A 25219-nucleotide genomic window follows, 5' to 3' on the forward strand; every position below is an offset into this window, starting at 1 on the left:
AGACTGAATTTTAGTTTTCGTGCATGATTAAAACAGGCACAGAAACTTCTTTTGTGATTTTTTTTGATAAACTGGATTCGAAAATGCTTTCAAAGAAAGACTTTTTATGCGTTATGGTTGTCAATATATCGATGTCTTTATATCGTATAAAATCAAGAATTGTTTCTTTGACTTCATCGCTTGGCAAAACAAGAAATTCAATATTTTCGTCTGCAAATTCTTTTTCCCATTCTTTAATGGTCACATCAGAAACATCTGAATTTGAAGTTTTAACATATAGACTTTTTACTTTAGCATTTGTTTTCTTTGCAATTTTCAACACTTTTTTAAGTTCTTTTTTGTCTTTTTCACGGTAACGTGTTGTAAATCCTATGGTTTTAATTTTCTTAAAATTAGCATCAACAGGAACACATAAAACAGGAACTTTAACTCCGGAAATTACTGAACTTGTATTGGATCCCAGAAAGAATTTCGTCCAGTCTGAAACGCCTGATGTACCCATAATCACAAAATCGATTTGATCTTCTTCTACAGCATTTTTTAGATTGTAAAGCAAATCTCCGTCCATTAAGCGGTGTTTTATCACGATATCGCTTAGATTTCGCTCCGCTGCAATGGCTCTTAATTTCGGGATTTCATCTTTGAACATTTCAAATTTTGCTAATTCTATAGAGCTGTAAATCGTTGCGTAATTTTCAGGAAAAAATTGACTGTCATATACAGGAATCTCAAAAGTATGTAACAAAATAAGTTCAGCGTTCACAATTTTCGCAAATTCTAATGCATGTATAAAGGCATTTATTGCTGCATCAGAAAAATCGGTTGGGAATAATATTTTTTTCATTTTGTTTCACTTTTAGGGGTTAACTACTCAAATTTAATCATTCTAAAAACAAAATACTCTGATAATTATCAGTTATTTAACAGTTAATAATTTCTTAAAATAAAGCTTTTAATGTCTGTGAAATTTCAATTTAGACGCTTCTTCTCTCTTCGAAAATTTGTCCCTTTTTTTATACCTTTGCAACATGATAAATCAAGATTCTATAGTTGCATTGGCAACGCCATCCGGAGCCGGAGCTATTGCTATAATTCGAATTTCAGGAGCTGAAGCAATCACTATTGGAAATTCGGTTTTTAAATCCATTAAAAACAAAGATTTAACCAGGCAGAAAACTCATACGCTGCATTTGGGTCATATTGTTGATGATACAAAAACGCTTGATGAAGTTTTGGTTTCTGTTTTTAAAGGTCCTAACTCTTATACGGGCGAAGATACGATCGAGATTTCATGCCACGGATCAACTTATATTCAGCAGCAAATTATTCAGTTATTGTTGAGAAAAGGATGTAGAATGGCTGATGCGGGTGAATTTACTTTACGGGCTTTCTTAAATGGGAAACTTGATTTATCGCAGGCAGAAGCAGTTGCCGATTTGATTTCGTCGGATAATGAAGCTTCACACCAAATTGCAATGCAGCAAATGCGCGGTGGTTTTAGTAATGAAATTGCAAAATTGCGCGAAGAACTTTTGAATTTTGCTTCTTTAATTGAATTGGAATTGGACTTTGCAGAAGAAGATGTAGAATTTGCAGACCGAACTCAGTTTCATGAATTATTAAACAGAATTGAATTTGTTTTAAAACGTTTAATAGATTCATTTGCTGTTGGTAACGTCATTAAAAACGGAATTCCGGTTGCGATTGTCGGTGAACCAAATGTTGGAAAATCGACATTATTAAATGCTTTATTAAACGAAGAACGCGCCATCGTTTCTGATATTGCGGGAACAACGCGTGATACGATAGAAGATGAATTGGTTATTGGCGGAATTGCTTTTAGATTTATCGATACCGCCGGAATTCGTGAAACGAAAGATGTTGTAGAAAGCATCGGAATCAAGAAAACTTTCGAGAAAATCGAACAGGCACAAGTTGTAATTTATTTATTTGATGGTCTAAAATTTCAGGTTTCAAGTTCTGAGTTTGTTTCCGAAATTGAACAAATCAAAAATAAATATCCACTAAAACCCTTGGTAATTGTAGTAAATAAAAAAGATATTTTATCTGCTGATGAAGTTTCAAACATTACCAATAAGCTTGAAAATTTAAATGCCAAACTTCTATTGATTTCTGCCAAAGAAAAAATTGGCGTGGACGAATTAAAGAATGAATTACTTTCATTTGTAAATACCGGAGCGCTTCGAAACAATGAAACTATTGTAACAAATACAAGACATTACGATTCTTTACTTAAAGCTTTAGACGAAATTACAAAAGTAAAATTTGGTCTTGAAACAAATCTTTCAAGCGACTTAATTGCACTTGACATTCGGGAAGCTTTATACCAATTCGGACTTATTACAGGCCAGGTTTCTAATGATGAATTGTTGGGGAATATCTTTGCTAATTTTTGTATTGGGAAATAATCTGCTCAAATAATAAAAGGCCTTAATTTATGAAATTAAGGCCTTTTATCGTATATTTATATACAACTACTAATTAATCAACAAGTTAACATGCTTATAAATTTTAGGCATGTTTTTTGTTTTGAAACAATTATAAATTTATAAATAGTATTATCATGAAAACTTTAAAATATTTTTTGATCGGAATTTTATTTCTTTCTTATAGTAACTCACATGCCCAAGTATCTGTAAATGTAAATATTGGCACTCCTCCGGCATGGGGACCGGCGGGTTATGATGACGTTCGATACTATTATTTGCCTGATCTTGAAACGTATTACGATGTAAATACATCAAATTATGTTTATTTGAATAATGGACAATGGGTAAGAACCAGATCATTGCCTGCTGCGTACAGAAATTATGACCTTTATAACGAATATAAAGTTGTTTTGAGGGATTACAGAGGAGATCGTCCTTATGACAATTTTAAAACCCATAAGGTAAAATATGGAAAAGGTTATAAAGGAAAACCTCAAAAAACTATTGGGCAAAAACCCGGTAAAGGAAATAACAAAGGAAATGGAAATCACGATAATGGAAACCATAATGGAAATGGCAAAGGAAAAGGGAATGGAAAACATTAATCTAAAAAGAGGCTCATAACGAGCCTCTTTTTTTATATAATGAATTTTAAAATCCGTAATTTATTTTTTGGTAAAACCTTTTCTTGTCATATCTCCCCAACCTTTTGTTCCCATTAATTTTTCTTTATAACCAATAATGGCAGCGTATAACGCCAACGGATGAAAATAAAATGGTTCTATCAAAGCTGCTAAAAACAACTTGAAAAAATCAGCTTGTTTGGGGTATTTGTGATACGTTCGTTCTTCACTGTAAAGGGCAATAACAGAAAACATGATGGCAAAAAAGTATACAAAAAGTAACAGTAAGATAAAGAAATGCCAGTTTAGCAATCCGAAAATGATAAAGACAATTGTTATAACCAAACCTGTAAATTCTATTGCGGGAGCCAGAAATTCAAACAATGTCCAATAAGGCACACTCAGCATTCCTAACGTTTTGTATTTTGGATTCAGAAACATTTTTTTGTGAAAATTCAAAGTTTCAATTGTGCCTCTCATCCAGCGGCTTCGTTGTTTCTTGAATATTTTAAAATCTTCCGGGGCTTCCGTCCAGCACAACGGATCAGGTATATAACTTACCGAATAAGGCATTTTGTTTTCGAGCATATAACGGCGCATTCGCACGACAAGTTCCATATCCTCACCTACTGTTTTTGTATTGTAACCGCCTGCTAATAAAGCAATTTCTTTATCAAATGCTCCAAATGCTCCGCTAATTAAAAGCAGTCCGTCGAGTCTGCCCCAAGCCATTCTTCCTAACAAAAATGCTCGTAGATATTCTAAAACCTGTATTCTGGAAAGCATTAAATCAGGGATGTTTACTTCAATTAAACGTCCGTTTTTAATAATACACTGATTCGCAATTCTCACTACTCCGCCCGTTGCGATAATTCGTTTGCCATGTGATTCCAAAAAAGGTTTTGCCAATTTTAGCAACGCGTCTTTATCCAGAATACAATCCACATCGATACAAACAACATACGGATTTTGAGCAATATTTAACCCAACATTCAAAGCGTCTGCTTTACCGCCGTTTTCTTTATCAACGACAATTAATTTTTTGTACGCCGCATTTCTGGAAATATAAAGCCCTTTAATTTTTTTTGTTTCAATTTGAGGATGAATATCCAATTCTGTCAATACAAGATCATAGGTTTTGATCAGTATTTCCATAGAATTATCCTTGCTTCCATCATTTACGACAATTACCTGATAATTATTGTAATTTAAGGAAAGCAGCGATTTTACATTTTCTTCAATAGTAAAACTTTCATTATAAGCGGGCGCAATTAATGAAAGCCCGGGTGCAAATTCGCTTGTTAAAAGTACATCGTAATCTACAAAACTATTTTTTTTCAGATATTCCCTTAACCCTTTTACAGAGAGATGCGCCAATATCAGATAAGACGACATAATCAATATAGCGTACCCCAAAATCAGGATAAGATATAAGTGTGAGAATACCGTTATTTCACTATTGAAAAAATTCATTTCTTTAAATTGTTAAGGTCTGCAATACGTCTTGCGCCTGATATTTTATAAGTGTATTTGTAGTTCTGTCAGCTAGTTGCGCCACATAGGGAATTTTTTGTGTTAGTTTCAGTTCTCTGATCAGCTTTAGTCCGAGATCAACGACAGTTGAATTTTGAGATTCCAGCAATAATTCAACACCTTTGGTATCACCAATATCATGTTTTTTAAAAGCGCTTATGATATTGACCTGCGTCCAGTCATCAATTGGATATGGATGTTCAGTAAGATGTACAATGCCTCCAATACCGGCAAGTTTGATTCCGGCGTTTAGGGCTGTTATTTTTAAGGTTTTATTCTGGGCTTTAGAAAGTTTAATGATACTGTCAAAAACTTCGGTGATATTCATTTCTGCAAGCTCGGTGACTCCTTTGCATTTTATTTCCCATTTCATGCTCCTGAGTTTTTTTAAAGAATCATTTATTAATCCCGATTCTCTATAAAATTGTTCCAGGTTTTTTGCATAAATCCCTTCATAATTTTTATGCAGATTTATCATCAACTCTGTTATAACTTCTCTGAATAAAGCCTTATTAATATGTTTCCTAAAATGTTCGTCTTCGTTTAAAACGGCTAATGAAGTGCCCTGAAAAACAATAGAAAACATTAATTTTTCAATATACAATCCATATTCGATTGTTAGCCTTTCTTTTTTTATATTCCTGCTCCGACTTCTGATAATCAACAGGTAAAGAATAAAAGTTGTGGCTATAAACAGTATTATGGAAAAAATTAGAAAAGATTCTATCCATACTCCTTTTTTATAATATTCCCAAAGCTTAATCATATCAAAAACGTTTCGTTATAATTAGCTGTGCACTAAATCTGTTCCTGTATTCGTCCGGTAAATATTCTTCATATTCATAAAGAAAAATTGGTCTTATAAAAAACGAATCGCCCAGGCGCTGCTGATATTGTATTCCAATTCTGTATGCTTTTAATGGTTGCACAAAATTATTATACAGATACAAGTAAGGTACATTTCCATATTGAAGTTCTAGTCTTATTAAGCGTTCTGTTTCTTCATTTGAAGTCTGCACACTTAAAACGTGAGAAAATAATTCGTTTGAAGTATCATAAAAAGGTCTGTAGGCAATTGTATAAGTACCGGTACGATAGCCCAATTGTCCTGTAAGCAAGGTTACATCATCTGTTTCAAAATGCATATATTTAAAACCCAGCGAGTAATCGAACCTTTTTTTCGGTGTAAAGAAGTATTCTGCACCAAATTTTGCTACGGGAAATATGGTTTCGCCTGTTGAAACGCCCGCATTTACATATAAATAATTTCTTTTTGCGAAAGTTTGATAATAATCTGCCTCAAAAAGCATTTGTGTATCATTATTGGCGTATCCGATATTTGCTCGCCCAACCAATGCTGATTTCGTAAATTTATGAGAATACTCAACATATCCGTAATGAAGCGGTGATTGTCCGGGACTGGATGTAGAAACATTCAGATAAGAAAGCGCCACAGCATTTTTTGACTTTCGTCCGATAAGTGTTCTAAGACCTGAAATTGCCTGCGTACTATTTTCCGTTACGGATATTTTTTCTATCACTGCAAGCGCTTCCTGATCACGACCCAGTTTTTCGAGACATCGTGCTTTGGTGATTATAACATCCGAAGAATCAGGATCAATGGCTAAATACTTATCACAATAAATAATGCAGGTATCAAATTGCTCTGACCAGAAATAAGTGTTAATAATCGCCCGTAAAGCATCCGGATTTGGATTTGATCTGTCTGCTAAAGGTGCTAGTATTTCTATTGATTTTTTATAGTCTTTTTTCCAGCTGTAGATGCGGCCGGCAAAAATTTTGACATCTTCATTTTCAGGAAATTTCACAAGCAATGGCTCAATAAGCAATAATGCTTTATCGTAGTTGCCTTTCTCGGCTTCCTGTCTGATCTCTGCTAATGCTGTATCAATATTAATTTCTTGTCCAAAGGAAATTTGGATAAAAAACAGCATTAAAATGGAATAATATATAAACTTCATTAAGGGCGTATATTTAGCAGTTTATTAATTCTTACCAAAAGAACAGCCGGACTGACTGGTTTGGCTATAAATTCGTTTGCACCAATATCGAAAGAATCCAGTTCTGTCTGTTCTACTCCTGAAGAAGTAAAAATAATTACAGGAACATCAGAACCAATGGTTTGTCTAACATATTGTGTAATTTCCATTCCGCTTTTTCCGGGCATGTTTATATCGGTCAGGATAAGATCGTAGTTGTTTTTTTCAATAGCATCCAACGCATCTTTACCATCGGAAAACTGTTCAACAGTAAATCCTTTGGATTCTAAAAAAAAAGATAATGATTTTCGCAGGATGTCATTATCTTCAGCTAATACTATTCTCATAGGTTGAATGTTTTGACTTGAAGGAATTTCTTATAAAATCAGTAAGTTCGTAAAGCTAGGGCATATTTCTCTTTTATCATAGCTCCTTTAGAATTTTAACTACTTCGGTGATTTGATAATCCAGCGTTTTTATTGCATTTTCAGTTCTAATAGTCAGCGTTTCGTTCCTTGCTTCTTCTTCAATAATCGATAAACAATTGGAGAGATCTGCCAATAGAAACATGTCCAGACTCGATTTCATATTATGTGATAATTTTTTTAGCCTGTCTTTCTCCTTATTCTGAAATGCTTCTTCAAGCTGCAGCACTTCATTTGGAACTTTGGCTATAAAAAGATCGATCATTTCCTGCTTAAAATTTAGATTTCCGCACGACACTTCATCCAAATAGGAAAAATCTACGTTTCGCTTTTTTTGTGGTGCATTATTTTTGCTCATTGCCGCTTTTATTGCTTGCAAAAGTACGGTTTGCTTAAAAGGCTTTGGAACATAACCATCCATTCCAACAGAAAAACAAAGATCTTGTTCGCCTACAAGAGAATGCGCTGTCATGGCGATAATCGGAATGTCTAAATTCATTTCATTTCTGATGTGGGCTGTGGTTTGATAACCATCCTTAACAGGCATCTGAAGATCCATTAATATTAAATCATAGGAATTTTTGAACAGTAAATCGATACCAATTTCTCCATTTTCGGCAATATCAATTTCGAAACCAAAGTTATTGATGACACTTTTTATAAGCTTCTGATTTAGTGTATTATCTTCACACAGCAGTATGTTTAGTTTCCCAAGATTATCTCCGGTTATTTCTTCTATTGGGGTTTCAGCATGGTTGGCTTTTTTATAATTCAGAACAAAGAAAAATTCAGAGCCTCTGTTTTGCTGACTTTTTACCTGAATATCGGCGCCGTGCAATTCTACAAGCTGTTTTACAATATTAAGTCCAAGTCCAGTACCGCCAAATCGTCTTGTAGTACTTTCTTCGGCTTGCGTAAATCTGTCAAAAATTGTTTTTAGTTTATTTGGCGGTATACCAATACCGGTATCTTTAACAGAAAATCGTAAAGAATATTGATCTGCTGTTTCATCCACATTTTTAATAGAAACGGTTACTTCACCTTCTTCTGTAAACTTAAGGGCGTTGCCGATAAGATTAACTAATATTTGGTTTAATCGTCCCTGATCGCCAATTACAATTTCAGGCATATCGGCATCCAGAAAAAGATTGAATTCTACATTTTCCGGAACCTTAATTTTTAAAAGGTTATAAATATGTTTGAGTGTTTTCTTTAAATTGAATGGCTGTTCTTCAATCGCTAAATTACCGGATTCTATTTTGGAAAGATCCAGAATATCATTGATTATCAATAACAGATTTTCGCCTGCAATTTGTACACTGTCAATATAATCGCGTTGCGTAACATCCAGTTTTGTTTGGGCAAGAAGGTCTGTAAAACCAATAATAGCGTTTAAAGGCGTTCTGATTTCATGGCTCATATTCGCCAAAAAATTATCTTTTGCCAGTACGGCACGCTCCGCAATTTTTTTCTGAGCCGCCAGTTCATTATTTTTTGTACTCAATTCTAATTGAGTCATAACATGCTTTGCAATGATAGAAAGTGCATTTCGCTGGTTGTCATTCAGGTTTTTGGTTACATGATCTACGGCGCAAATCGTTCCAATATTATAACCATCAGGAGTTGTAAGCGGCACCCCGGCATAAAATCTTACATTAAAACCGCCCGTTACATTGGGATCATCCTTAAATTTTTCATTTAAAAGCGTATCGGGTATTTCAATCATTTTAGAATCCATGATTGTATAACGGCAAAACGATATTTCTCTGGGAACCTCAGATACTCCTACTCCAATTTCAGATTTAAACCATTGCCTGCTTTCATCTATAAAAGAAATATGAGCAATAGGAACACCGCATATATAGGAAACAAGTCTTGTAGCATCATCAAAAGCATGCTCCGGAAGTGAATCTAGTATATTGTAGCGCTTTAAAGCGGCCAGACGTTCTGTTTCGTTATGTGGTATGGGTTGTTCCTGATTATTCATTCTGTTAAAAAAAGTTCGATAAATATAAAAAAATAATATCTTCTAAAGTAAAAATGCATTCGGCTGCCTTTTAAAAATGGCAGCTGCAAGAGCATTATTACTTTATTTCTCTGATAATTTGGCTTCCAGTTCTTTTATCCTATTCTCGAGTTCCGTAATATATTTTTTCTGAGGCAATAAGGCTTCTTCAATTTCCTGCGCTGTATAACGCGGTGTAATATGCTGTGGACAATTCCAGTCATAAGCCTGAATATCAAAAACCATCATTCGTTCAGGACGAAATTTATAATCTTCCGGCTTCAGCAGATTGTACAATTGCTCATTGTTTTCTAAGTCAACAATTTTGGCATGCGCATATATTTTTAATCTTGCCCTTTGCGGATACGAAATTAGAATCAGCGATACATTTTGATTTTTCGAAATATTACCTGTAGAAATATATTGCCTGTTGCCCGAAAAATCGACAATGCCAATTGTTTTAGCATCAATCACTTTAATAAATCCGGCAGGTCCTCCGCGATGCTGAATATATGGATATTCATTTTCTCCAAAGCTCGCCATGTAAAAACTATCGCGGTCTTCAATAAAATTAACTTCGTTTTGTGTTAATCCATCTACAACCGATGTTTTTTCCATTCGATCATAAGCGCCTCTGCTTCCCGCTTCTTCCTGCATTTTTTTTATTGCATCTGTAAAAGCCAGTTGTCCGTAATTCATAATTGACAATTTAAATATCCTGAATAAAAAATTTCCGGATCGAAAAAATCGTTCCGGAAACCTAATTTATTTTATCCTTAAAGATATAACAAAATTACAATTATTTCTTGGCTTCTTTTTTCAATGCCTTACTGCCTAATTTAGTAGTATCTTTTTTAGTTTGAGATGAAATATCGTATGCTGCACCGTCTTTTGCACTCGGTCCTGGACCCGTTCCCGTACCTTTTGTACTAGTTCCCTCTTTGGCCGGCGTTCCCGGAGCCGAAATACTTCCTGCACCGGTAACACTTTCAGATTCAGTTCCGGTTGCGCCGGTTGAATTTGTTCCGGTAGTATTTGGACCATTATCGATATTTAAAGTATCTGCTGAAGTTTTAGTACTATCTACGGGAGTTTGTCGGGTATCAATTTCATCACTATAACCATCCTTGTTATTTTTACATGAAATTAAAAATCCTCCTATCAGAAGAACTGCGACAATACTTAATTTAAATGGAGTTTTCATAATATTTATTTTTTTACTATTACTTTTTTGTTTCTTACAATTCAAATTTAAAATTATGCTGTAGGAAAATTTTATACAATTCTCGTTATATTTTATAATCCTTTAATTAAGCTGTACTCGTTATTTACTCAAAATCAATAAAAAAGGCGCTAATTCAATTCAATTAACGCCTTCGAAATCCTAACATAATTATTCAGAATAATTCAGATTGCTTAGATTGAATCTGTTTTAACATTCTGATTTCCTTTTTGTTTTGATCCTTCAGTTCCTGATCCTGTCGAACCTTCTCCCGTTGCTCCCGTTGTTCCGTGTTGTCCGTTTTCGGTAGAATTTAATGTGGCTGACGAATCTACTGCAGGTGCAATAGTATCTACTGATGTGTTGACAGAATCTTTTTGAGAATCTGAATTTGTGGTTTCATTTTTTTTGCATGAAAATAAAAATGCTGTTATCAGCATAACTGTTGCAAACTTTGACAATGTTTTCATAATCTTATCTTTTTAGTTTAATTACTATGTGAAAATCAAAAATAAAATATTGAGTAACAGTATACTTATATAATTCTTCTCACTATTACAATAATTCAGACTTCGCATTGATGTAAAAGCTATAAATCAAATATTTAATTCTATAAAAAAAACTCAATCTGTAATTTGAAATTTGTATTACTAATAAAAGAATATTTGCTCGCTATCTAATTCAGAACAAACATTTTATCATTGACAATAAAAATATTGCGAGAATAAAACAAACAGAGAAAAAATATTTTGATGACGAACTTTCAAAATAAATCTTATAAAAAGACAAAATCAAATCAACTATAAAAATTAAATTATGGGAAATTTATCAAATTACTTTGGACAAAATATTGACAGAAAACGAATCGTTATTACTGGTGGTACAACCGGAATAGGAAAAGAAATCGCACTGCTTTTGTCTTCGCTTGGCGGACACATTTTTATTTTTGGAAGAGATAAAGATGATTTCGATGAAGCCATTACTACTATTAAAGCGCAGGCTGAAGGAGAAGTTTTTGGTGTTACAGCTGATATTTCTATTGAAGAAGACAGACAAATGATTTGGAATGAAATCGACAATAATTTCGGCGGAATTGATATTTTGATTAATAATGCAGCTGTAACCGGCAACGGAATTATGGACGAAGAATTAGAAAACATCAAATATATTTTAGAAACCAATATTTTGGGATATATGGCCTTTACCAAAGAAGCCGTTTCAAGAATGCAGCAAAGACAAACCGGACATATTATAAACATTGGCTCTATGAGTGCCGAAAGAAAAGAAGAAACCGGAACCGTATATGTCGCAACCAAATCAGCAATTAGGGGATTTAGCACTGCATTGCGCAAAGAAATCAATAAACACGGAATAAAAGTTTCTTTAATAGAACCCGGAGCAGTACAAAGTGATATGTGGCCAGGTACAAACGAAGAACAGAAAGAAAAAATCAGAAAAATGGAAATGCTCGAAGCAGAAGATATTGCAATGAGCGTATTATTTTGTTTATCACAGCCAAAACGCTGTGATATTGTAAGCATGCAAGTAAGACCTCATTTGCAAAAAATCTAAAAAGGGCAAACTAAATACAAAACTACTTCTGCGTTTCTGACTGACCTGAACAAGATTTATATGAAGCCAATGGCTTAATTTATTATGAAAAAGCATTCAATTTATATCGGCACATCTGGTTGGTCTTACAAACACTGGCGTAATACATTTTATCCTGCAGAACTTAAAGTAAAAGATCAGTTTGCGTATTATGCCAGTAAATTCAGAACGGTCGAAATTAATAGTACTTTCTACGGAATTCCTTCTGATCAAACCCTTATTAACTGGAAGAAAAACTCTCCGCCCCATTTTTTATATACCGTTAAAGCCAATCGTTTTATTACCCATCTCAAAAAATTGCATAATACAGCTCAGGAATTACACTCTTTTATTCATAAAATGGAACTTTTAGGCAACAAACTCGGGGTTATTTTAATACAGCTTCCTCCCTATCTTAAAGCCGATACAATGCTTCTGGAAACCTTTTTGCAGGAACTTCCCAAAGCAAACCGATTTGTAATAGAATTTCGAAATACGGAATGGTATACTAATGAGGTTTTTGATCTTTTAAAAAGATACAACGTCGGATTTTGTATTTATGAATTGGCGGGACATACTTCGCCTTTAGAAATTACTGCTGATTTTGTTTATCTGAGATTACATGGTCCGGCTTCTGACAAATACAGAGGAAGTTATACTGATGCAACCTTAAAAAAATGGGCACATCAATGTAAGATATGGCTTGAAACCAAAGATGTTTACGTTTACTTTGATAATGATGAACAAGGTTATGCTGCTTTTAATGCCTTAAAGCTGTCTGAATTTATAAATGGAAAACAGGAGCATTCACTATTTTCTACGTAAGTAAATGATAATCTTATAATTACAAGAAATAATCTTATAAAAAAATGTTCCTGCCAAACTATAGATTTGTAATTGAATAGATTGTTTTTCAAGTATTAAAACTCACAAAATAGTTGAAAAACATTTAGAAAAGAACTTTACAAAAAAATTAATAGTAACAAAAACACTAAGATTATGGAAACTAGAAACGACCGAAATTATGGTCAGAACGATCGTAATTTTAATTCAGAAAATCAGCAGACTAATTCTCAAACTATGGAAAGCAAAGATTCTGCAGTCCATCAAAATGAAAAGGAAAACGATACTTCTGATCCTTATTTTCAAAAAAATGCTCCTATCGCTCAGGATCTCGACAATAGCGATCCTAACAGAAGAACTCTGGATGAGTACGATGCCAATGACAGCCGTGATGATGACGAAGATGATTTAGACGATCAGGATTTGGATGATGAAGATGACGATGATTTGGAGGAAGATTTAGACGATGAAGATGACTATGACGACGATGAGGACGACTTGGATTTAGATAATGAAAATCTTGAGGATGACGATTACAGTCAAAGAGACAGAGATATATAATTGCAGTTAATAACTTAAAAATAAAGATTATGCCAGGGAAAGATCCGGGTCCGCAAGTTAAAGATAAGGACCAATACGAAGCGTTACGCGACAAAGGGTATAGCAAACAAAAATCTGCCCGAATTGCAAATAGTCAGGGAGCCGAAAAAAGAGGCGGAAAAAGTAAAGACTATACAGAAAGAACCAAAGAAGACTTATATGCCGAAGCTAAAAAAGTGGGCATAAAAGGAAGATCAAAAATGACTAAACAAGAATTGATGCACGCATTGCGCACTAATTAAATTTAATTTTCTAAATATAAAAAGCCTTCAGATTTGAAGGCTTTTTTACTATAATTTAAAAATCAGAAGCTTCTGTTTTTCAAATCTTAGTCTGCTTTGTATTTATTGTTCCAATACAACATCAATAATAAAGTTACGATGATACAAGACGCGCTTCCTTCAAAAAACAGACAAATAATATAAGTCATAACAGAAGGTTCACCGCCAAACATAAAAGCTTCAGACAACGATTTTACATATTGATCCCCGCCTCTGGCATAACTATAAATAAGCAGCGACAAGATACTCAATATCACTCCGGTATGTGACGTAATCATCGCTGATATGGCATTAGGTAAAAAACTGTTTTGACCTTCGGCAAGATTCATTTTTAATGTTCGGTTTACACCATAAAAAATGAAAAGCACATTAAGCAAACGCAGGTAAAATAAATGGGAAAGATTGAGAATTTCCATTAAAACAAAAAAAACAGCGATTCCCAAAAAGATATAAAACCCGTTAATTATTTCTTTAGGTATTTTCATAATGTTTGTATTAAATTAATAATCTGTTAGGCGATTTTGCAATTTTATCAAGCAGAAATTTTTATCAATAAAAGCTTCAAATTGACAATGTTCTCCAATATTTTTAAAAGTAATTAATGTTTTAAAAAATTAGATTTCTAAGTAACTACAATAAAGTCATTTATGCTTATATGTTTTAGCTTAATTCTTACATTTAAAACATATTTCAATCATTTTTAGACAATTTTCTACACCTAAACAATTTTCTACTTTAAAAATAGAATTGAATTTTCTCATAATCTCTGTTTTACAATTATTTTCTTCTTTTTTTCTAAATTTTCAAAAAACAAAAGCTGTAAATTATGTAAACTCTGCATTTTTAATTGTAAGAATTTATCACATCCTACGTATACATTTGCTCCAAACCCTGAATTTAAATGCTTCTGATTCAGGTTTTTATTACTTCATCATACAATAAACATAAAAGCAAATAATATTAAAAAACTAAAACGTCATGATTGATAATTTAAAAAATGCACAAAAAAATACGCTTAGAAAAAAAATTAATTTAACTGATAAAGAAACCGAACAATATTATGATATGATTGTTTTCTGTCATTTAAGATGGCAGTTTGTTTATCAGCGACCGCAGCACATCATTAGCCGAATGGCCGCAACCAAGAAAATTTTATTTATCGAAGAACCCTTGTTTCAGGAACAAAACGAAGAATCCGGAAATTTAATCGTTATTAACGAAATGCTGCACGTATTACAGCCAAATGTGAGAACTATTGAAGACATTGCCGGCATACTTCCGCAGTACATAAAAAATAAAAATATTTCAGTTGGATGGTTTTATTCCGCTTCCTTCTGCCCTCTTTTAGATGTTCTTCATTTTGATACGGTTGTATATGATTGTATGGATGAACTGTCTTTATTTAAAGGCGCACCAACCCATTTAATCGATCAGGAAAAATATTTAATGGCCAATGCCGATATTATTTTTACGGGTGGTAAATCGCTGTATGATTCTAAAAAACAATTTCACCAAAATGTGTACTGTTTTCCAAGTTCAGTAGATGAAGAACATTTCTCAAAAGCACTAAAAAATATTTCGATTCCGGTTGATATTGGCGATTTGCCAACGCCAATTGTTGGCTATTATGGTGTTATCGACGAACGCATAGATTTAGAATTATTGCGGGAAACAGCCCAAAAACTACCGGATGTTTCTTTTGCCATGATTGGACCTTTGGCTAAAATTGAAGAATTTGATTTGCCAAAAGAACCCAACATTCATTATCTGGGAATGAAATCCTATAACGAACTGCCTTATTATCTCAAAGCTTTTGATGTAGCCATGATGCCTTTTGCGCTAAATGATGCCACAAAATACATAAGCCCGACCAAAACACTGGAATATATGGCGGCAGGAAAACCAATTATTTCGACCAAAATTACAGATGTGGTGCGGGATTACAGCCATTGCGTAAACCTGATTGAAAATGCCGATGAGTTTTATGAAGCCTTTCAATCCTTATCTGATAATGATCTAAGTGAAGATTCTGAATATGTTACAATTCTGCAAAATACCTCTTGGGATGCTACAGTTGAAAAAATGAAATCCATAATTAAATCTTTTGCAAAATGAAAAAAATTGACATTTTAATTATCGGTGCAGGTATATCGGGAGCTGTTTTGGCAGAACGGTATGCATCCATTGGAAAAAAGGTTTTAATTATCGAAAAACGGAATCATATTGCAGGAAACTGTTATGATTATAAAGACGAAAACGGGATTTTGGTTTCAAAATACGGAGCTCATTTATTTCATACCAATGAAGAATCAGTGTGGAAATATGTCAATCAATTTTCAGACTGGTATCCGTGGGAACATAAAGTAATTGCCAGGGTTGATGACAAAACGGTACCAATTCCCGTTAACATTACTACTGTAAATACCTTGTTTAACCTTGATATTACTACAGAAAAAGAAATGGAAAATTGGCTGGAAGAACACCGCTCTCCTATTTCTAACCCGTCAAACGGTGAAGAAGCCGTTTTGAGCCGCGTCGGACCTGTTTTATACGAAAAAATGTTTCGGTATTATACCAAAAAACAATGGGATAAATATCCCGCAGAACTTGATGCTTCAGTTTTAGAAAGAATTCCCGTAAGAACAAATTATGATGATCGTTATTTTTCTGATGTCCATCAGGCGCTTCCAAAAGGCGGTTATACCCAAATATTCGAGAAAATGCTGGATCATCCTAATATCGAAGTGCTTTTGGAAACTGATTATTTTGACGTAAAAGACCAATATTCAGATTATGAAAAACTCTTTTATACCGGACCAATCGACCGTTTCTTTGCGTTTAAACACAGTTTAGCCGAAAAACTCGAATATCGCTCCATCAATTTTGTGAGCGAAACCATTGATGCCGAATTCTTCCAGGAAAATTCTGTGGTGAATTATCCGGGAATGGAGGTTGATTTTACCCGAATTATTGAGTACAAGCACTTTGGAAATCAAATTTCGGATAAAACTACGATCGTAAAAGAATTTACGGTTGATGAAGGAGAGCCATATTATCCTGTTCCGAATGTTCGAAATCAGGAAATTTACAACCGTTATAAAGCAGAAGCTGACAAACTGTTGAATGTTTATTTTGTGGGAAGGCTCGCCAATTACAAATATTTTAATATGGATCAGGCTTTTAAAAATGCTCTTGATCTTTTTGATGCGCTTGAAAAAAGCAGCAATTCAATTTACAAAACAGCTGTGTGATGAAACTTTTCAATACATTTTTTATGGGAGGTTTTGAATGTGCGGATCACATCAACAGATCAGGACAACGGGTTAATTTATTGAAAGAAACCCAGCATGATATTCGCTTTTATGAAGATTATCAGGCTTTATCTTCCATAGAAATAAATACAGTTCGCGAAGGAGTTTGCTGGAGTTGTGTCGAAACTTCTCCCGGAGTTTTTGATTTTTCTGACGTCTTAAACCGCATGAAAGCGGCAGAAGAACTTGAAATTCAGATTATTTGGGATCTGATTCATTTTGGATATCCGGATGGTATATATCCAACTCATCCCCTTTTTTGCGACCGTTTTGAACAATTTTGCGATGCCTTTACGGTGTTTTACAAAGAACATTCAAAACAGCCTTTATTGGTTGTGCCCATAAACGAAATCAGCTTTTTATCCTGGCACTCAGGCGATGTGCGTGGTACGGTTCCGTTTGGCGTAAACAGTGGCTGGGATATTAAATACCATTTATGCAAAGCGGCCATTTTAGGCATAAAAAAAATAAAAGAAAGAGATCCCGATTGCCAGATTGTTTTGGTAGAACCTTTGGTAAAAGTTCATCCTGCGAATGCCGATACTATAGCAGAAGCAAATCATTTAAACGAAATCCAATTTCAGGCGATGGATATTATTGCCGGAAGAATGTGTCCCGAACTTGGAGGCTCTGAAGATTTTTTAGAAATTCTGGGCTTTAATTATTACTGGAACTGCCAGTGGGAAATAAACGGCGGACCGCTCGACTGGCCGGATATACAAAACAAAAGAACGCCTTTTTCTAAATTATTGCAGACAGCTTATAATAGGTATAAAAAACCTGTGCTGATTTCAGAAACCGGACATTTCGGACCACTTCGCATTCAATGGATTGAAGAATTAGTCGACGAGTGCAAAGAGGCACAAAACAACGGAGTCGATTTAAAAGGCATCTGCATTTATCCTGTAACTGACAGACCCGACTGGGACGATTTAAGTTACTATTGTCAATGCGGCATCTGGGATTTGGATGAAAAAAGCAACCGAATCCCACATCAGCCCTACATTGACGCTTTGTTGAAAATACAATCTGATTTTAAAAAGAGAAGCATTTTTAATCAATTATTTGATTTTTTTAAATAATGTTCAATACTAAATACATTAAAATGGAACTGACAAAAACAATAACCGGAATTACATTTAGTGCATTTGATTTATTGCACGCCGGCCATGTAAAAATGCTCGAAGAGGCGAAAAAAAACTGTGACTATTTAATTGTAGGATTACAAACCGATCCCACTCTAGACAGGCCGGAAAAAAACAAACCCACTCAATCTGTTGTAGAACGTTACATACAGCTTAAAGCCTGCAAATATGTAGACGAAATTATTCCGTATGCTACAGAACAGGATCTTATGGACATCCTGCAGGCGTTCCCAATTGATATTCGGATTATTGGGGAAGAATATAAAGATAAAGATTTTACAGGCCGTGAATACTGCGAAAAAGCAGGTGTTAAATTGTTGTATAATAAACGAAACCACCGTTTTTCGAGCAGCGGACTTAGAAAAGAAGTTTATGAATGTGAATGTTTAAAACTAGTATAATATGATACATCCCGATACAGAAGTACGATTTATAAGCACAGAAAAAGGATATGGCGTTGTGGCCACAAAATTGATTCCGAAAGGAACTATTACCTGGGTTCAGGATGATCTGGATCAGATATTTACCAGAGAAAAAGCTGCAAGTCTTAATCCTTACAGCAAAAAATATCTTGACACATATTCTTTCACCAACAAAAATGGAGAAATGGTTTTATGCTGGGATAACGGAAAATTTGTCAACCATAGTTTTAAACCCAGCTGTTTTAGCACGCCTTATGATTTTGAAATTGCGATACGCGATATTCATCCCGGCGAAGAACTTACAGACGATTACGGCTATCTGAATGTAGAAAAAGCTTTTGAAGTTATTGACGAAGGCACAGATAGAAAAATAGTTTATCCGGATGATATTTTAAATTTTCATCAGGAATGGGATGCACTTATCAAAGAAAATGCGCCAAAAGTACTCGAAGTGCAACAGCCTTTATCAGAGCTTATTCCTGAAAAAACCTGGGATGAATTTGTTCAGGCAATTCATAATCCAAGCAAAATGAGATCGATACTCGAATGTTATTATCAGCATGATATTGAGGTAAAAAGCGCCTCGTGATTCAGGAATCAAGCAATAAATTATAACCTAAATAAAAATCTTATGCCATCAGAAATTGTTATAAAATGCAGTAAAACAATAGCGGCAAAAGGATGGAATATTGCTTTTGCTGAAAGTGCCACCGCCGGCAGAATGAGTGCAGAATTTGCGATGACTAAAAAATCAGGAGAAATTTTGCGTGGCGGAATTGTATGTTATGACGTATTTGTAAAAGAACAGATACTGAATGTTCCGCACAGTATGATTGAAAAATGCACGCCGGAATCAGAAGAAGTGACTAAAGTTATTGCCCAGCAGGCATCAAAAATATTCAATTCAAAAATAGCCGTGGGCATAACCGGATTGACAACTCCCGGAGGAAGTGAAAGTAAAAAAAAACCGGTTGGTACTATTTTCCTCCACATCATAACGCCCGATGAAAAAATTAACCATCGGGAAGTTTTTACGGGAACTCCTGAAGAAATTATCCTGCAGGCAATCGACAAAACAGCCGAACTTATTATTGAAAGTCTTGTCAGTCTTTAATCTGAAGTCACAAATACGATGACAGAAAAACTTTAATGAACTTAATGATATAAAAAATGAAAAAGAAAAATGTATTAATTACCGGCGCAACCAGCGGAATTGGATATGAATTTGCGAAACTGTTTGCCCAAAAAAATTGCAATCTTATTCTCGTAGCCAGAAATCGCGAGAATCTAAAAAAAACGGCAGCTGAAATAAAACAGATTGCAAAAAATCCATTGCTGCAAATAACAGAAATTGCCATTGATTTATTTGAAAGAGAAGCGGCACGTGAAATATATGAGCTTACCAAAAAGAAAAAAATATTTGTTGATATCTTGATAAACAACGCCGGTCAGGGCGAATGGGGAAAATTTATTGAAAATGATCTTGACCGCGAAATCAGTCTTGTTGATCTCAATATCAATTCGGTATTAGGACTTACAAAGTTTTATCTTCAGGATATGCTCAGAAAAGACAGAGGCAAAATTTTGTTTGTCGCGTCGTCGGTATCAAAAGCGCCATCTCCTTATTTGGCTGTTTATGCTGCTACAAAGGCGTTTATACTTTCTTTTGCAGAAGCACTTGCAAAGGAAAACGAGAATACCAATATTACCATAACAGCATTGCAGCCCGATGCGACGGATACGGATTTCTTTCACAAAGCCAAAGCAGAAAACAGTGTAACCTATAGAGAGAAAAAACTCGCGCATCCTGAAACGGTTGCCAAAGACGGTTTTGAAGCTTTGGAAAAAGGAAAAAATGTAGTAAAATCTGGTTTGCAAAATAAATTTCAAAGTATCCTTAATAATATTATTTCTGATGACATGATTGTTTCGAATATGGAAAAACAATTGAAACCCAGCGATAAAACAGATGGACGAACCATGCCGTTGCATCTGCCTTCACTAAGAGAACGCAAAGCCATTAATTCGTTTAAAAACAGTTCTAACGGAGATTATTGAAATATTGATAATTCCATTAAAAAAAATACACCAAGCATAATTCTCTTCAAACCTAAATAATAAAGTGTACTTCTGGTTTTCGCTATTAGATATTTTTTCATGCTGATATTTGACTATAGCGTTAAGCCGGGAGTACATTATTTTTTATCAATTCTCAAATAAGATGATATTTTATTTGTAATAGCTCTTCTTTTACATATCTTTCATTAAATTAAAACATGGGAATTATGTAACAAAATGAAAAAATTATATAAATTCGTTTTTAAGCCTGATTTTACTTTTACGAAAATTAAACTGACAAATCCAATGATAATGAATCACTTACACTTATAATCGTGATGAAAAAGAGGCAAAAGTTTAATATAAGAAACCCATACATTTTTATAAATAATTTCTCGTTGCAATTTTTTTGAAAAAGCTTGTTGTTTTATATAGCGAGCTTTTTTTAACCCTTAAACTTAAATTTATATGAAAAAAATCTTACTATTTATACGACCCGGTTAATTTGATTCTGAACTTATAGACCAATAAGCAAATTGTGAAAAATGGAAAGTCAAATAAACATGAAATATAAAAACATCTTACAGATCGATGACGATTATGATGACTGCAATTTCTTTTTAGAAGCAGTTGAAGAAGTATCTATAGCGGCATATACAGCCATTCATAATCCGGTTCAGGCACTTCGGCAACTAATCAATAATGAAATACGCCCCGATCTTATTTTTCTGGATATTAATATGCCTTTTATGAATGGAATGGAAGTATTGGCGGAAATTAAAAAAAGAGATTTTTTAAAAAAGATTCCGATCATTATATTTTCAACTTCAATACCAACGGATATTAAAAATAAAATAAAAGATTTAGGACCAATTCAGTATTACACCAAACCAAATGATTTTACTACACTCAAAAACCTCTTAAAAGGTTTACTTTAAAAATTCTGTAACTAAACTTAAAACAAACATCTCAAATTTAATGATATTTCTCCTGATTCCCTGATTATGATTATTAAGTGATGTTGAAATCAGTTCGATTTCTGTAACAAAATATAAAAATCTTATAAAATTATAGCGCATTGTATTTTCTACATTTAACTGATTATCAACTACAAACATATTAATAAATCAAATTATTATGGAGACAAAAAATACAGTATCCCGTCGCTCGGTCATTACGGGCATGGGAGCGGTTCTTGCAACAGCAGCATTTAATCCTATTCTTGGCAGCACTTTAAACATGGGCGAAGCTCCTTTAATGAACGGATCTGAAGATCCTACTACAAAATATCCCAAACCACCCTTTAAAGAACAATCACAACCATGGCCAGGTCTTGTAAGCAAAATGGATCCAAGACCTGATCACGGTGAGAAAAGTTATAAAGGTACGGGACGTTTAAAAGGACGTAAAGCATTGATAACCGGAGGCGATTCCGGAATGGGACGAGCTGCGGCTATTGCCTATGCGCGTGAAGGTGCCGATGTTGCCATCAATTATTTTCCAACGGAAGAGGAAGATGCCAAAGAAGTGATTCAGCTCATAAAAGCGGAAGGACGCAAAGCAGTTGCAATTCCGGGAGATTTGCGTAACGAATCATTTTGTACATCGCTGGTTGAGCAAGCTGCAAAAGCACTTGGCGGACTCGATATTATTGTTAATAATGCGGCAAGACAGCAAACGCATGCATCCATCCTCGATATATCTACAGATGAATTCGACTGGACCATGAAAACCAATATTTATGCTCCTTTCTGGATTATCAAGGCAGCACTTCCCTACTTAAAACCGGGTGCATCCATAATAGGAACCAGTTCTGTACAGGCGTATGCTCCATCAGAAGATTTATATGATTATGCGCAGACAAAAGCTGCCACAACAAATTATATCAAATCACTTGCAAAACAACTGGGACCAAAAGGCATCAGAGTAAACGGTGTTGCTCCGGGACCAATCTGGACGCCTTTGCAGGTAAGCGGAGGTGCTACAATGGAAAAACTTAAAGATTTTGGAGGACAAACGCCAATGGGAAGACCAGGACAGCCGGCTGAACTTGCTTCTATTTATGTGCAGCTTGCTGCAAATGACGCCAGCTACGCCACAGGACAAATCTACGGTGCCAGCGGTGGAGAAGGAAATCCTTAAAATTCTGAATGAATTCTAAATAAATAAAGCTGCTTTTAAAGGCAGCTTTATTTTTAAACATTACAGCCATAATTGATAATGTTATTTTAGATTAAAAATTTAACTTTACTATAGAAACCTAATCTGGGAGCCGATTTCATAAATCAATCTTTTCGATTATTAAACTTATAATACTTACGTGAAATTACCATTAACCTATTTTCTCAATCAGGATGTACTTTTTCTGGCCAAAGATCTTTTGGGAAAAATACTTTTTACTCAAATAGAAGGAAAAATAACCGCAGGAATAATCGTAGAAACAGAAGCGTACTTTGGTGAAATAGACAAAGCTTCGCACGCTTACGGAGGACGACGCACCAACCGAACAGAAATTATGTACAGTCAGGGCGGCGTTTCGTATGTGTATTTATGTTATGGAATTCATCATTTGTTCAATATCGTAACTTCTGTAAAAGGAGAACCTAACGCTGTATTAATTCGGGCAATTGAACCCATAATTGGAAAGGAAATTATGGAAGAAAGACGCAATATGCCTTTCACAAAAAGTGCTATTTCAGCTGGTCCCGGTTCTGCGGCAAAAGCGTTGGGAATTAATCATTACTTTAATGGAAAAGAATTAAATGCAGAAGAAATCTGGCTGGAAGATCATGGCATTAAATATACCGAGGAAGAAATTGCAGCAGTTCCAAGAGTTGGCGTTGCATACGCGCAGGAAGACGCTTTTTTGCCCTGGAGATTTTTTGTAAAGGGAAATAAATATGTAAGTAAACCCAATAAAGTCTGAATTTTAAAAAATTATAATCGGCGTAAAGCCAAAATATAATTACTGCTTTTCAAAATAAAGATATTTAGTACCGTTGCTTACATCGCGCAACCTTATTTGCGAATTATTGAACTCAAACAATTTCCAGTTATTATTTAGTTTACTGAGTAAATCTGAACTAAAACTGACTTTCAATTCCCTAACACCATAATTTGTTTTGGTTTCCCATTGACCTGTTTCAGAAACTCCGCCTTTTGTTGCCACTACAGACTGGTCACTTTTAAAGACAAATGAATATCCGTTATAAGCTCCGGTTTTATCAGAATCACTAAAAAAATAAGGAATTTCCCAGGCACCATTTGTTATCGTTGCCGTAAAATCAAGTGTTACAATATTATTTTCGGGACAATAATCAATTGCGTATTTGATAGCATTTTCGAACTCCAGATTATTCGTGATCGATTTTGTCTGGTTATTATAATCAACTACAGAAATGGGATATTTTAAAGAAATATACTGATTGCTGGTCAGGTTTTTTATGAAATTAAAAAATGCCTGATCGCTGATAATCGATACCGAACTTGCAATTTGATTCGAACTGTTATAGATATTTATCGTAATCGGATAATTAATATTGAGTCCGTTTATTTTGGATAAAAGATCCGGATAAAGATTCCAATAATCGATTAAGGAATTAAAATCAGCTTCGTTTGGAATCAGTTTTTCGATGTAATTATAGTAAACCATAGTCACCGGAAAATCTATTTTTACAACATCATCATCATTCGCATTTGCATTGATATTATCGAATACTTTTTGATAGTCTGCTGTAGTATTAAGCGCAATACTTTCATTATTTACAGTAACGGTATAAGGCAGTTTTATAGTACAATAAGTGGATCCGTCGATAATATTATCCTGCACCGTTTTTACCATTGCAACCCTTTGCAGATACGTGGTAAGCGGAGAAGAATTCGTAACTGTTCCTTGTGGATTATAACCTTGCTCATCCATTTCGCTTTGGCAGGATAATAATAAAAACAACAAGGCTGTTATTGATAAATATTTTTTTAAAGGGAACATATTTATATTTTTACAAAGATAATAAAATTAAAAGAAACTGTTTTTAATAAATTCGGCATCAAGGGTCCTGATTCATTTTTTAAACCCTGATTATCACGCCAAAACAACAATTCATTCTTCTATAAAACAATCAGCTTTACTTTTACCCTACTTAAAATAAAAACAAATACTTTTACAGCGTACAAATTGAAAAATCCAAATGTCAGATACACCCAAATCAAACACTTGCGACGAAATAATCTTTTCGTCATTTTTTAAAAGTCAGATAAAAGGACTTCGAAATTTTCTTTTTTACAAATTCGGCAATATCGATCAGGCCGAAGATTTAGCGCAGGAAGCGTTTATAAAACTATGGCAAAACTGCAGTTCTGTGCCGCTCGAAAAAGCAAAATCATATATTTATACGATCGCCAATAATAGCAGTCTGAACCAAATTGCACACCAGAAAGTAGTTTTAAAATACGAAAAAAACTTTACAGGTTTAGACAAAACAAATGAAAACCCGGAATATCTTTTGGAGGAAAAACAATTTCAGTCAAAACTTTTGAAAGCAATAGAAAACTTAAACGAAAAACAGCGCATTGCTTTTTTGATGCATCGAATTGACGGAAAAAAATACAGCGAAATTGCCGCAGACCTAAACATCAGTGTAAAGGCAGTAGAAAAACGCATTCATCTCGCTTTGCTAAGTTTACGTAAAGAAATTGATTTATAAAAGTAGGG

Annotated in this window: 28 protein-coding genes; 17 read left to right on the forward strand and 11 right to left on the reverse strand. The window is 34.3% G+C overall.

Annotated features, from left to right (window positions below):
• Positions 1-10 precede the first annotated feature (10 nt).
• Positions 11-844, reverse strand: coding sequence for a universal stress protein (locus AC3QL1_RS16715; RefSeq protein ID WP_492493131.1), 834 nt, complete (start codon positions 842-844; stop codon positions 11-13).
• Positions 845-1028: 184 nt separating this feature from the next.
• On the opposite strand from AC3QL1_RS16715, the gene mnmE reads away from it, so the two are divergent.
• A complete protein-coding gene (mnmE, locus tag AC3QL1_RS16720) occupies positions 1029-2429 on the forward strand; it encodes a tRNA uridine-5-carboxymethylaminomethyl(34) synthesis GTPase MnmE (RefSeq protein WP_492493132.1) in 1401 nt (466 codons plus the stop codon).
• 155 nt (positions 2430-2584) lie between these two features.
• Entirely contained in the window at positions 2585-3055 is a 471-nt protein-coding gene (locus AC3QL1_RS16725; protein ID WP_492493134.1) for a hypothetical protein, read from the forward strand.
• 60 nt (positions 3056-3115) lie between these two features.
• Here the strand turns inward: AC3QL1_RS16725 and AC3QL1_RS16730 are convergent, their stop codons facing one another.
• From AC3QL1_RS16730 to AC3QL1_RS16765, 8 genes are all read right to left on the reverse strand, one after another.
• On the reverse strand, positions 3116-4546 hold the full coding sequence (locus AC3QL1_RS16730) for a glycosyltransferase family 2 protein (protein WP_492493135.1): 1431 nt from the start codon (positions 4544-4546) through the stop codon (positions 3116-3118).
• Between the two features lie 4 nt (positions 4547-4550).
• A complete protein-coding gene (locus AC3QL1_RS16735) occupies positions 4551-5192 on the reverse strand; it encodes a hypothetical protein (protein WP_492493137.1) in 642 nt (213 codons plus the stop codon).
• A gap of 181 nt (positions 5193-5373) precedes the next feature.
• Positions 5374-6588: a YaiO family outer membrane beta-barrel protein gene (locus AC3QL1_RS16740; protein WP_492493138.1), complete on the reverse strand. Its 1215-nt coding sequence runs from the start codon at positions 6586-6588 to the stop codon at positions 5374-5376.
• A complete protein-coding gene (locus tag AC3QL1_RS16745; RefSeq protein ID WP_492493140.1) occupies positions 6588-6953 on the reverse strand; it encodes a response regulator transcription factor in 366 nt (121 codons plus the stop codon). Before AC3QL1_RS16745 ends, AC3QL1_RS16740 begins: the two co-directional genes overlap by 1 nt.
• Before the next feature lie 76 nt (positions 6954-7029).
• Complete coding sequence (locus tag AC3QL1_RS16750) at positions 7030-9018, reverse strand: GAF domain-containing hybrid sensor histidine kinase/response regulator (protein WP_492493142.1); 1989 nt, start codon at positions 9016-9018, stop codon at positions 7030-7032.
• Positions 9019-9120: 102 nt separating this feature from the next.
• Positions 9121-9735 carry a pyridoxamine 5'-phosphate oxidase family protein gene (locus AC3QL1_RS16755; RefSeq protein ID WP_492493144.1) on the reverse strand — a complete coding sequence of 205 codons (615 nt, stop codon included), beginning with the start codon at positions 9733-9735 and terminating at the stop codon, positions 9121-9123.
• Positions 9736-9835: 100 nt separating this feature from the next.
• Entirely contained in the window at positions 9836-10240 is a 405-nt protein-coding gene (locus AC3QL1_RS16760) for a hypothetical protein (RefSeq protein ID WP_492493146.1), read from the reverse strand.
• A gap of 212 nt (positions 10241-10452) precedes the next feature.
• Entirely contained in the window at positions 10453-10728 is a 276-nt protein-coding gene (locus tag AC3QL1_RS16765) for a hypothetical protein (protein ID WP_492493148.1), read from the reverse strand.
• Between the two features lie 346 nt (positions 10729-11074).
• On the opposite strand from AC3QL1_RS16765, the gene AC3QL1_RS16770 reads away from it, so the two are divergent.
• The 4 genes from AC3QL1_RS16770 to AC3QL1_RS16785 all read left to right on the forward strand — a co-directional run bounded on the left by AC3QL1_RS16770 (position 11075) and on the right by AC3QL1_RS16785 (position 13533).
• A complete protein-coding gene (locus AC3QL1_RS16770; RefSeq protein WP_492493150.1) occupies positions 11075-11830 on the forward strand; it encodes an SDR family oxidoreductase in 756 nt (251 codons plus the stop codon).
• Positions 11831-11914: 84 nt separating this feature from the next.
• A complete protein-coding gene (locus AC3QL1_RS16775; protein WP_492493152.1) occupies positions 11915-12673 on the forward strand; it encodes a DUF72 domain-containing protein in 759 nt (252 codons plus the stop codon).
• Positions 12674-12847: 174 nt separating this feature from the next.
• Entirely contained in the window at positions 12848-13252 is a 405-nt protein-coding gene (locus AC3QL1_RS16780) for a hypothetical protein (RefSeq protein ID WP_492493154.1), read from the forward strand.
• 29 nt (positions 13253-13281) lie between these two features.
• Complete coding sequence (locus tag AC3QL1_RS16785; protein ID WP_492493156.1) at positions 13282-13533, forward strand: DUF7218 family protein; 252 nt, start codon at positions 13282-13284, stop codon at positions 13531-13533.
• A gap of 86 nt (positions 13534-13619) precedes the next feature.
• Here AC3QL1_RS16785 and AC3QL1_RS16790 read toward each other — a convergent pair whose 3' ends face one another.
• Positions 13620-14057, reverse strand: a complete 438-nt coding sequence (locus tag AC3QL1_RS16790) for a hypothetical protein (protein ID WP_492493158.1) — start codon at positions 14055-14057, stop codon at positions 13620-13622.
• Between the two features lie 493 nt (positions 14058-14550).
• Here AC3QL1_RS16790 and AC3QL1_RS16795 point away from each other — a divergent pair, with 493 nt between their 5' ends.
• From AC3QL1_RS16795 to AC3QL1_RS16840, 10 genes are all read left to right on the forward strand, one after another.
• Positions 14551-15687 (forward strand): glycosyltransferase, encoded by a 1137-nt coding sequence (locus tag AC3QL1_RS16795; protein ID WP_492493159.1) that lies wholly within the window; start codon positions 14551-14553, stop codon positions 15685-15687.
• Positions 15684-16823 (forward strand): UDP-galactopyranose mutase, encoded by a 1140-nt coding sequence (gene glf / locus AC3QL1_RS16800; protein WP_492493161.1) that lies wholly within the window; start codon positions 15684-15686, stop codon positions 16821-16823. Before AC3QL1_RS16795 ends, glf begins: the two co-directional genes overlap by 4 nt.
• The gene (locus AC3QL1_RS16805; RefSeq protein WP_492493162.1) at positions 16823-17965 is read left to right on the forward strand and encodes a glycoside hydrolase family 1 protein; all 1143 of its coding nucleotides are present in this window, start codon (positions 16823-16825) and stop codon (positions 17963-17965) included. The genes glf and AC3QL1_RS16805 overlap by 1 nt, the downstream gene beginning before the upstream one ends.
• A 23-nt stretch (positions 17966-17988) precedes the next feature.
• Positions 17989-18429 (forward strand): adenylyltransferase/cytidyltransferase family protein, encoded by a 441-nt coding sequence (locus AC3QL1_RS16810; RefSeq protein WP_492493165.1) that lies wholly within the window; start codon positions 17989-17991, stop codon positions 18427-18429.
• A gap of 1 nt (position 18430) precedes the next feature.
• Positions 18431-19039: an SET domain-containing protein gene (locus AC3QL1_RS16815; RefSeq protein WP_492493167.1), complete on the forward strand. Its 609-nt coding sequence runs from the start codon at positions 18431-18433 to the stop codon at positions 19037-19039.
• A 42-nt stretch (positions 19040-19081) separates the two neighbouring features.
• The gene (locus AC3QL1_RS16820; RefSeq protein WP_492493169.1) at positions 19082-19564 is read left to right on the forward strand and encodes a CinA family protein; all 483 of its coding nucleotides are present in this window, start codon (positions 19082-19084) and stop codon (positions 19562-19564) included.
• 56 nt (positions 19565-19620) lie between these two features.
• Entirely contained in the window at positions 19621-20508 is an 888-nt protein-coding gene (locus AC3QL1_RS16825) for an SDR family NAD(P)-dependent oxidoreductase (protein ID WP_492493171.1), read from the forward strand.
• A 545-nt stretch (positions 20509-21053) separates the two neighbouring features.
• Positions 21054-21446: a response regulator gene (locus tag AC3QL1_RS16830; RefSeq protein ID WP_492493173.1), complete on the forward strand. Its 393-nt coding sequence runs from the start codon at positions 21054-21056 to the stop codon at positions 21444-21446.
• Positions 21447-21645: 199 nt separating this feature from the next.
• Positions 21646-22650 carry an SDR family oxidoreductase gene (locus AC3QL1_RS16835; RefSeq protein WP_492493175.1) on the forward strand — a complete coding sequence of 335 codons (1005 nt, stop codon included), beginning with the start codon at positions 21646-21648 and terminating at the stop codon, positions 22648-22650.
• Between the two features lie 178 nt (positions 22651-22828).
• On the forward strand, positions 22829-23434 hold the full coding sequence (locus AC3QL1_RS16840; protein ID WP_492493177.1) for a DNA-3-methyladenine glycosylase: 606 nt from the start codon (positions 22829-22831) through the stop codon (positions 23432-23434).
• 39 nt (positions 23435-23473) lie between these two features.
• Here the strand turns inward: AC3QL1_RS16840 and AC3QL1_RS16845 are convergent, their stop codons facing one another.
• Positions 23474-24496: a hypothetical protein gene (locus AC3QL1_RS16845; RefSeq protein WP_492493178.1), complete on the reverse strand. Its 1023-nt coding sequence runs from the start codon at positions 24494-24496 to the stop codon at positions 23474-23476.
• Between the two features lie 199 nt (positions 24497-24695).
• Here AC3QL1_RS16845 and AC3QL1_RS16850 point away from each other — a divergent pair, with 199 nt between their 5' ends.
• Positions 24696-25211: an RNA polymerase sigma factor gene (locus tag AC3QL1_RS16850; RefSeq protein WP_492493180.1), complete on the forward strand. Its 516-nt coding sequence runs from the start codon at positions 24696-24698 to the stop codon at positions 25209-25211.
• Positions 25212-25219 lie beyond the last annotated feature (8 nt).

It is taken from the genome of Flavobacterium sp. GW823-FHT04A11, from assembly GCF_058796535.1.

Coding starts and splice junctions, on each gene's coding strand:
- AC3QL1_RS16715 (WP_492493131.1), bottom strand. CDS start 844: ATGAAAAAAATATTATTCCCAACCGATTTTTCTGATGCAGCAATAAAT.
- mnmE (WP_492493132.1), top strand. CDS start 1,029: ATGATAAATCAAGATTCTATAGTTGCATTGGCAACGCCATCCGGAGCC.
- AC3QL1_RS16725 (WP_492493134.1), top strand. CDS start 2,585: ATGAAAACTTTAAAATATTTTTTGATCGGAATTTTATTTCTTTCTTAT.
- AC3QL1_RS16730 (WP_492493135.1), bottom strand. CDS start 4,546: ATGAATTTTTTCAATAGTGAAATAACGGTATTCTCACACTTATATCTT.
- AC3QL1_RS16735 (WP_492493137.1), bottom strand. CDS start 5,192: ATGTTTTCTATTGTTTTTCAGGGCACTTCATTAGCCGTTTTAAACGAA.
- AC3QL1_RS16740 (WP_492493138.1), bottom strand. CDS start 6,588: ATGAAGTTTATATATTATTCCATTTTAATGCTGTTTTTTATCCAAATT.
- AC3QL1_RS16745 (WP_492493140.1), bottom strand. CDS start 6,953: ATGAGAATAGTATTAGCTGAAGATAATGACATCCTGCGAAAATCATTA.
- AC3QL1_RS16750 (WP_492493142.1), bottom strand. CDS start 9,018: ATGAATAATCAGGAACAACCCATACCACATAACGAAACAGAACGTCTG.
- AC3QL1_RS16755 (WP_492493144.1), bottom strand. CDS start 9,735: ATGAATTACGGACAACTGGCTTTTACAGATGCAATAAAAAAAATGCAG.
- AC3QL1_RS16760 (WP_492493146.1), bottom strand. CDS start 10,240: ATGAAAACTCCATTTAAATTAAGTATTGTCGCAGTTCTTCTGATAGGA.
- AC3QL1_RS16765 (WP_492493148.1), bottom strand. CDS start 10,728: ATGAAAACATTGTCAAAGTTTGCAACAGTTATGCTGATAACAGCATTT.
- AC3QL1_RS16770 (WP_492493150.1), top strand. CDS start 11,075: ATGGGAAATTTATCAAATTACTTTGGACAAAATATTGACAGAAAACGA.
- AC3QL1_RS16775 (WP_492493152.1), top strand. CDS start 11,915: ATGAAAAAGCATTCAATTTATATCGGCACATCTGGTTGGTCTTACAAA.
- AC3QL1_RS16780 (WP_492493154.1), top strand. CDS start 12,848: ATGGAAACTAGAAACGACCGAAATTATGGTCAGAACGATCGTAATTTT.
- AC3QL1_RS16785 (WP_492493156.1), top strand. CDS start 13,282: ATGCCAGGGAAAGATCCGGGTCCGCAAGTTAAAGATAAGGACCAATAC.
- AC3QL1_RS16790 (WP_492493158.1), bottom strand. CDS start 14,057: ATGAAAATACCTAAAGAAATAATTAACGGGTTTTATATCTTTTTGGGA.
- AC3QL1_RS16795 (WP_492493159.1), top strand. CDS start 14,551: ATGATTGATAATTTAAAAAATGCACAAAAAAATACGCTTAGAAAAAAA.
- glf (WP_492493161.1), top strand. CDS start 15,684: ATGAAAAAAATTGACATTTTAATTATCGGTGCAGGTATATCGGGAGCT.
- AC3QL1_RS16805 (WP_492493162.1), top strand. CDS start 16,823: ATGAAACTTTTCAATACATTTTTTATGGGAGGTTTTGAATGTGCGGAT.
- AC3QL1_RS16810 (WP_492493165.1), top strand. CDS start 17,989: ATGGAACTGACAAAAACAATAACCGGAATTACATTTAGTGCATTTGAT.
- AC3QL1_RS16815 (WP_492493167.1), top strand. CDS start 18,431: ATGATACATCCCGATACAGAAGTACGATTTATAAGCACAGAAAAAGGA.
- AC3QL1_RS16820 (WP_492493169.1), top strand. CDS start 19,082: ATGCCATCAGAAATTGTTATAAAATGCAGTAAAACAATAGCGGCAAAA.
- AC3QL1_RS16825 (WP_492493171.1), top strand. CDS start 19,621: ATGAAAAAGAAAAATGTATTAATTACCGGCGCAACCAGCGGAATTGGA.
- AC3QL1_RS16830 (WP_492493173.1), top strand. CDS start 21,054: ATGGAAAGTCAAATAAACATGAAATATAAAAACATCTTACAGATCGAT.
- AC3QL1_RS16835 (WP_492493175.1), top strand. CDS start 21,646: ATGGAGACAAAAAATACAGTATCCCGTCGCTCGGTCATTACGGGCATG.
- AC3QL1_RS16845 (WP_492493178.1), bottom strand. CDS start 24,496: ATGTTCCCTTTAAAAAAATATTTATCAATAACAGCCTTGTTGTTTTTA.
- AC3QL1_RS16850 (WP_492493180.1), top strand. CDS start 24,696: ATGTCAGATACACCCAAATCAAACACTTGCGACGAAATAATCTTTTCG.